Source organism: Candidatus Eisenbacteria bacterium (assembly GCA_005893305.1).
Lineage (GTDB): Bacteria > Eisenbacteria > RBG-16-71-46 > SZUA-252 > SZUA-252 > WS-9.
Window position 1 is genome coordinate 112,675 of record VBOZ01000014.1, and the last position, 6,282, is coordinate 118,956.

8 protein-coding genes are annotated in these 6,282 nt (G+C 68.2%); 5 read left to right on the forward strand and 3 right to left on the reverse strand.

What is annotated here, in order from left to right:
• Positions 1–63 precede the first annotated feature (63 nt).
• Positions 64–864 (forward strand): TIGR00266 family protein, encoded by an 801-nt coding sequence (locus tag E6K79_05685; protein TMQ65253.1) that lies wholly within the window; start codon positions 64–66, stop codon positions 862–864.
• Positions 865–892: 28 nt separating this feature from the next.
• Here E6K79_05685 and E6K79_05690 read toward each other — a convergent pair whose 3' ends face one another.
• Positions 893–1,975 carry a DUF4097 domain-containing protein gene (locus E6K79_05690; protein ID TMQ65254.1) on the reverse strand — a complete coding sequence of 361 codons (1,083 nt, stop codon included), beginning with the start codon at positions 1,973–1,975 and terminating at the stop codon, positions 893–895.
• Between the two features lie 182 nt (positions 1,976–2,157).
• Between E6K79_05690 and E6K79_05695 the strand changes: the two genes are divergently transcribed.
• The 3 genes from E6K79_05695 to E6K79_05705 are packed head-to-tail and all read left to right on the forward strand — an operon-like array spanning position 2,158 to position 4,339.
• Positions 2,158–2,742, forward strand: coding sequence for an RNA polymerase sigma factor (locus E6K79_05695; GenBank protein ID TMQ65255.1), 585 nt, complete (start codon positions 2,158–2,160; stop codon positions 2,740–2,742).
• Positions 2,743–2,755: 13 nt separating this feature from the next.
• Positions 2,756–3,436 carry a hypothetical protein gene (locus tag E6K79_05700; protein ID TMQ65256.1) on the forward strand — a complete coding sequence of 227 codons (681 nt, stop codon included), beginning with the start codon at positions 2,756–2,758 and terminating at the stop codon, positions 3,434–3,436.
• 15 nt (positions 3,437–3,451) lie between these two features.
• Positions 3,452–4,339: a DUF4097 domain-containing protein gene (locus tag E6K79_05705; GenBank protein ID TMQ65257.1), complete on the forward strand. Its 888-nt coding sequence runs from the start codon at positions 3,452–3,454 to the stop codon at positions 4,337–4,339.
• On the opposite strand, the gene E6K79_05710 is transcribed toward E6K79_05705, so the two are convergent.
• Positions 4,270–5,304 carry a ring-cleaving dioxygenase gene (locus E6K79_05710; protein TMQ65258.1) on the reverse strand — a complete coding sequence of 345 codons (1,035 nt, stop codon included), beginning with the start codon at positions 5,302–5,304 and terminating at the stop codon, positions 4,270–4,272. The two genes, E6K79_05705 and E6K79_05710, sit on opposite strands and share 70 nt — an antisense overlap.
• 116 nt (positions 5,305–5,420) lie before the next feature.
• Here E6K79_05710 and E6K79_05715 point away from each other — a divergent pair, with 116 nt between their 5' ends.
• A complete protein-coding gene (locus E6K79_05715; protein ID TMQ65259.1) occupies positions 5,421–5,936 on the forward strand; it encodes an O-acetyl-ADP-ribose deacetylase in 516 nt (171 codons plus the stop codon).
• On the opposite strand, the gene E6K79_05720 is transcribed toward E6K79_05715, so the two are convergent.
• The coding region (locus E6K79_05720; protein TMQ65260.1) for a prohibitin family protein at positions 5,917–6,282 on the reverse strand (366 nt) is incomplete at its 5' end. The genes E6K79_05715 and E6K79_05720 overlap by 20 nt on opposite strands.

A 6,282-nucleotide genomic window follows, 5' to 3' on the forward strand; every position in this document is an offset into this window, starting at 1 on the left:
CCAAGCCGATTTCAAGGGCTCGCGCCCGGGCGCGGTCGGCACAAACCTAGGGGGGTACCCAAGATGCCCACGATGCACGAGATCGACTACGAGATCATCGGCGACGACATGCAATTCGTCCGGATCATCCTCGATCCGGGCGAGGCGGTGGTCGCCGAGGCGGGCGGGATGATGTACCTCGAGGACGGCATCCAGATGGACACGATCTTCGGGGACGGCGCGACCCAGAATCAGGACCTCATGGGCAAGCTGATGAGCGCGGGGAAGCGCCTGCTTACCGGCGAGTCCCTCTTCATGACCGTGTTTCACAACGAGGCGAAGGAGCGGCGCGCGGCCGCGTTCGCGGCTCCCTATCCCGGAAAGATCCGGGCGCTCCACCTGACCGAGCTCGGCGGCGAGCTGATCGCGCAGAAGGATTCGTTCCTCGTAGCCGCGAAGGGCGTGAGCATCGGCATCGCCTTCCAGAAGCGCTTCGGCGTCGGGCTCTTCGGAGGCGAGGGATTCATCATGCAGCGGCTCACCGGCGACGGCTGGGTATTCGTCAACGCAGGCGGGACCGTCGAGGAGCGCACGTTGAAGCCGGGCGAGACGCTCCGCGTCGACACGGGCTGCCTCGTCGCGATTCAGCCTTCGGTGAGCTACGACATCCAGTACGTCGGGAAGCTCAAGACCGCGCTCTTCGGCGGCGAAGGGCTCTTCTTCGCCACGCTCAAGGGCCCGGGCCAGGTCTGGCTCCAGTCGCTCCCGTTCAGCCGGCTCGCGAGCCGGATCTACGCCGCGGCGCCCCAGACCGGGGGCCGGCGGAGAGAGGAAGGCTCGCTCCTGGGCGGGCTCGGGAATTTGCTCGACGGGGACGGAAGGTAACGCCGGGCTCGCCCGCCCTGCGCGCCGCCTAGAGCCCGGCCTGCCGGATGCTGACCGTGCCGGAGCCCGTCTCGATCGCGATCCTCGCGCGGCCGTCGCCGATCCGTCCCACCAGCTCGTCGTGCTTTCGCACGGAGGTCTCCATGGTGAGGTTGGTCTCGATCCCCCCGCTCCCGGTCTGGACGGAGAGCTCGGCGCCGAGCGCCTTGGGAATGGTCACGGAGACGTCGCCGCTTCCCGCGTCGATCTCGAGCGATCTCGTCACGCCGGCGATCTCGACCGTCACCGCGCCGGAGCCGGTCTCCAGGCTCATGCTCTCGGCGATGAACTTGCCGAGCTCTACGTCGCCGGACCCGGTTTCGATCGAGGCCGACTCCGCCGACACATCGTTCCCGGTGACGTCGCCCGACCCGGTGTCGACCGCGACCTCCTTGCCGTGGATTCGAGACAGGGAGACGTCGCCGGAGCCGGTTTCGATCCAGACGCCGGCGTCGGCGCCCTCCACCCGCACCGTGCCCGACCCGATCTCGACATGGAACGGGCCGCTGATCCCGGTCGCGCTCACCGGCATCCCCGCGGCGTCCAGCGCGAGATCGGCGTCGACCCTCGTGATGCTCGCCTTGCCGTGGCCCCAGTGGACGCGGACCTTCTTCCCCGGCGGGACGAGGAGACGGATGTCGGCACCCGCCTCGATTCCCGGCCCGCGCCCGGAGATGGTCACGCGCCGGCCACCGTGGTTGTCGTTGTGGAACGTCCCGTCTTCATTCACTCGGAAGGTAGAAGTGGTGTGGTCGCCGAACTCCGGGTTCACGATCCGATCCCCGGGATAGATCACCCGGAGCGTCTGCCTTCCGTCGATCGGCCCGTTCGCCACCTGGAGGCGGACCGCGTCCTTCCCGTGGAGGGTGACCTCGGCGACGACGGACGCGCCTTCACCCCGAACCACCTCCAAGTTCCCGAGAAGGTTATAAATCCCTACGTCCGCCCCGGTGATCGTGTACCGCGACGGCTCGTAGGGGGAGCCTTTCGAGGGGCTGGCGAGGCCGAGGAGCGCCTGGGCGAGAACGCCCGCAAGGACGAGGAACGGCAGTGGCTTCTCGCGAACGCTCATGGCGATCTCCTTGGGTTTCGGGCGGTGGCGGATGGCGCCTGCCCTGGGTCGCTGGGATCTGCATCTGTTCGATGAGTCGACGGCCGAAAGGGTTGGCGCTCCTCGCCGCCCCCGATAGACTCCCTACGCGGGGGCCCTCGATTCCGTTCCAACCCTTTGCGAATCCACCCAATCCAACTCCGATGAACGAAGAAAGCCCGTGGGGACCAGGGGTGACAGCGCCGACCACTCTCGAGAATGCCGTGCCGCCGGCGTCTGAACGGGCCGATGTTTCGCGCGCCCAAAATGGCGACACTCGGGCGTTCGAGCGCCTGTACCGCACGCACGCGGCGCGCATATTCAGCCTGGCGCGGCGCATGATCGGAGTCGACTTAGCCGGCGAGCTCACACAAGACGTCTTCGTACGGGCCTGGGAGAAGCTCCGAACGTTTCGGGGCGAATCGGCCTTCGGTACCTGGCTTCATCGGGTCGCGATCAACGTGATCCTTCACCGGCGGGGCGTCCTCCGGGTGGAGCGGGGACGGTTGGAGGACGACGAGGACGCGCTGGATCAGGTCGTGGCCCGGCGGGGGTCATCCGAGCTCGGGATGGATCTCGAGGGGGCGATCGGGAAGCTGCCGAGCGGCGCGCGGGTCGTGTTCGTGCTCCACGACGTCGAGGGCTTCAAGCACGAGGAGATCGCGGACCTGCTCGGCGTGACGGCGGGTACGACGAAAGCGCAATTGCACCGCGCCCGAATGATCTTGCGCCAGCATCTTTGCCGATGAGAGGAGCGGGGCGATGAGCGACCGCTGGACGGAATCGATTTCGGAGTACCTCGACGGGGGCCTGGAGGCTGCCGAGCGCCGGCTCTTCGAGGCCCACGTCGCCGAGTGCGCCGAGTGCGCCGCGGCGGTCGAGGATCTCCGGCTCATCACGTCGCGCGCGCGTGGCCTCCCGACCGAAGCGCCGAAGGCAGATCTCTGGCCCGGAATCGAAACTCGGATCCGGAGTTTGGGCACGGCGGCGCGCTCGGTACCGGCTGCCCGGCCTGGCGGGCTCACGGCGATTCGATTCTCGTTTTCCCTCCCCCAGCTCGCGGCGGCATGCTTGGCGCTCGTAATCCTCTCGGGTGGCGCCGTCTGGTACGCGCTCCGCCAAGGACCGCCTCGAGGGCTCTTCGCCGACCGATCCATGTCGCGCGCGGCGCCGGCGTCGCTGAACGCGCCCGACCACGTAGCCATCCAGGACGTGGAGGAGCTGGGGCGCGTGCTCGCCGCTGGGAGGGAGAAGCTCGATCCCGCGACCGTGCGGTCGCTCGAGGAAAGCCTTCTGATCATCGACGTCGCCATCCGCCAGGCCAAGCGGGCCCTCGATGCCGATCCGAATAATCCATATGTCCGCGCGCACCTCGACGACACCATGCGCCGCAAGGTCGAGTTCCTGCGCCGGGCGACGATGTTGGCGAGCGCGCCCCAGTAGAGGGGATCCCCCACCATGTCCCTGGCACTCGCCGTCGCCGCCGCCACCGTCTTCTCGCTGGGATCGAGCGCCGATACGACCGTCTCGGTCCGGCGGGGGACGGAGCTTCAGGTGGCCAACTTCGCCGGGGAGGTGACCGTGCGAACATGGGAGAAAAACGCAGTTCGGATCCGGACCGAGGCGGACGGCAACGACAAGATCATCGTGAAGGAATCCGATCCGGTGCTTTTGGTCAAAGCCTATTCGAAGCGCTCCGTCCAGCATTCGGTGGACCTGGAGATCACCGCGCCTTCATGGATGAATCTGGTCGTATCGGGGGTGAATACGGACGTCAGCATCGAGGGCACGAAGGGCCGCGTCCGGGTCGACACCGTGCATGGCGAGATCGCGGTCGTTGGCGGCAGGGGGCAGATCGAGCTCACCGCGATCAATCAGGACATCCGCCTCTCGGACGCTTCGGGGACCATCGTCTCCGAGACGGTGAACGGCGATCTCACGCTCCAGCGGATCGAGTCGGACAGCGTTGTGGTCTCGACGGTGAACGGGCAGATCTTCTACGACGGCGCGATCCGAAGCCACGGCGTCTACGAGTTCACGAGCCACAACGGCGACGTCGCGATCGCACTTCCCGCGTCCGCCAGCGCCACGGTCAGCGTCTCGACCTTCTCGGGCGAGTTCGCCTCCGACTTCCCCGTGATGTTGAGCGAGACGAGGCCCGGCCGGCGGTTCTGCTTCACGCTCGGCAAAGGAGGCGCCCGGGTCCAGCTCGAGTCGTTCCAGGGGACGATCCACATCTTCCGCCCCGGAACGCGGGGTCCGGGGGATGACGAGCATCACGGCGGCGACTCGGATTCCGACTCGAACTCTAACTCGAACGACGACTCCGACGAAGGCGGCGAGTAGAGCGCCGGCAGGCGGATCGGCGGCAGCGCGGCTTCCAGCTCGGCCCGCCGCGGCTCCAGCCACGGCGGCAGGACGAGGCTCAGGCCCAGTCGGTCCTTGCTTTCATCGATGGCGAAGCCGGGCGCGTCGGTCGCGATCTCGAAGAGGGCGCCCCCCGGTTCCCGAAAGTAGATCGACCGGAAATACTTCCGATCGATGATCGGCGTCACGTTGGTGCCGAGCGCCGCGATCTTCTTCCGCCACTCCTCCTGGTCCGCGTCGCTCGGGGCGCGCCACGCGACATGGTGCACCGTCCCCACCGCCACGATTCCCCGCGGCGAGCCGGGACCCGCGACCACGTCGACGATCGCACCGGGACCGCCGCGCCCCGCGGAAAACCGGCGCCTCTCTCCGGTCGCGCCGGCCGCGGCGCCGGCCTCCTTCGCGGCGCGGAAGCCCAGCGTCTCGGTCAGGAACCCCGCCGTCCCCTCGGGCCTCTCTTCGAGGAGGGTCACGCCGTGGAACCCGCGAATCGCGTGCTCCGCCGGGACAGGGCCCTCCCGCCACGGCTCCCGCAGGTCGGATTCCGCCGACGCCGCCAGCTCGAGCGGGAGTCCGTCGGGATCGGAGAATGAGATCACCTGGTCGCCGAATCGGCCCTCGGGCCCGCGCGTCGCGATCTGGTGCCGCTTGAGGCGGTCGAGCCAGTAGCCGATCGACTCGGGAGGGATCGAGTACGACGTCGCGGCCGCCTGACCGCTGCCGACGCGCCCTCGCGGCGCCCCGGGCCATGGAAAGAAGGTGAGGAGCGAGCCCGGCCGCCCGGACTCGTCACCGTAATAGAGGTGGTAGGTGCCGGGGTCGTCGAAATTCACCGTTCGCTTCACCATGCGAAGGCCGAGCGCGCCGACGTAGAAGTCGACATTTCGCTGGGGATCGCCCGCGATCGCGGTGATGTGATGGATGCCCGGAATCTCGCCGGCCACGACTCCTCCTCGGTGCTGGTGGGGGAAGGCTCCCCGAAAGCAAGAGCCCTGTGCTACCTTTGGACGCGCCGGGTCCGGTTTGGATCCACGCCATCGGCCGCAGGGAGAGCGATTCCATGGCGCGTCTCGAGGCAACGCACGGCGACATCACGCGCGAAGAGGTCGACGCCGTCGTGAACGCGGCGAACCAGACCTTGCTGGGCGGCGGGGGCGTGGACGGCGCCATTCACCGCGCCGCGGGCCACGAGCTTCGTGAGGCCTGCCGGGCGATCGGCGGGTGCGGGATCGGCGAGGCGCGCATCACGCCCGGCTTCCGTCTCCAGGCGCGGTTCGTGATTCACACGGTCGGCCCGATCTGGCGCGGCGGAACCAACCGGGAGCCGGACCTCCTCCGACGCTGCTACCTCTCCTCCCTCGATCTCGCGGAGACGCACGGGCTCCGGTCGATCGCCTTCCCATGCATCAGCACGGGCGCGTACGGCTACCCTCCCAATGACGCCGCGGAGATCGCCGTCGCGGCGGTCCGCGAGCGCCTCTCGGATTCCGACCGGATCGAGCTGGTCCGCTTCGTCTGCTTCAGCTCGGCCCATCTCTTGACCTACGACCGGCTCCTCACGGCGTATTCAGAATGATCGGAAGCCCGTTCCTGCCGCCCGCGATGATCACCTTCGCGTTGGGGGACTCCGCGAGGGCCTTCGTCGCCTCGATCCCTTTCCATGTCAGGAGCCCCGGCGTGATCCCGGCCGTCACGATGCGCTGAAAGTCCGCGATCCCCTGAGCCTCGATCCGCTTCCGCTCCGCCTCGCGCTGCTCCTTCTTCAGCACGAACTCCATCTGCTGCGCCTGCTGGTCCGCGGCCAGCTTCGCTTCCACGGCCTTCGCGACCTGGTCGGGGAGCACGATGTTTCGGAGCAGGATCGCCTCCACGTTGATCCCGCGGCCCTCGAGCCGGCTTCGCAGGTCCGTCAGCATCTTCCG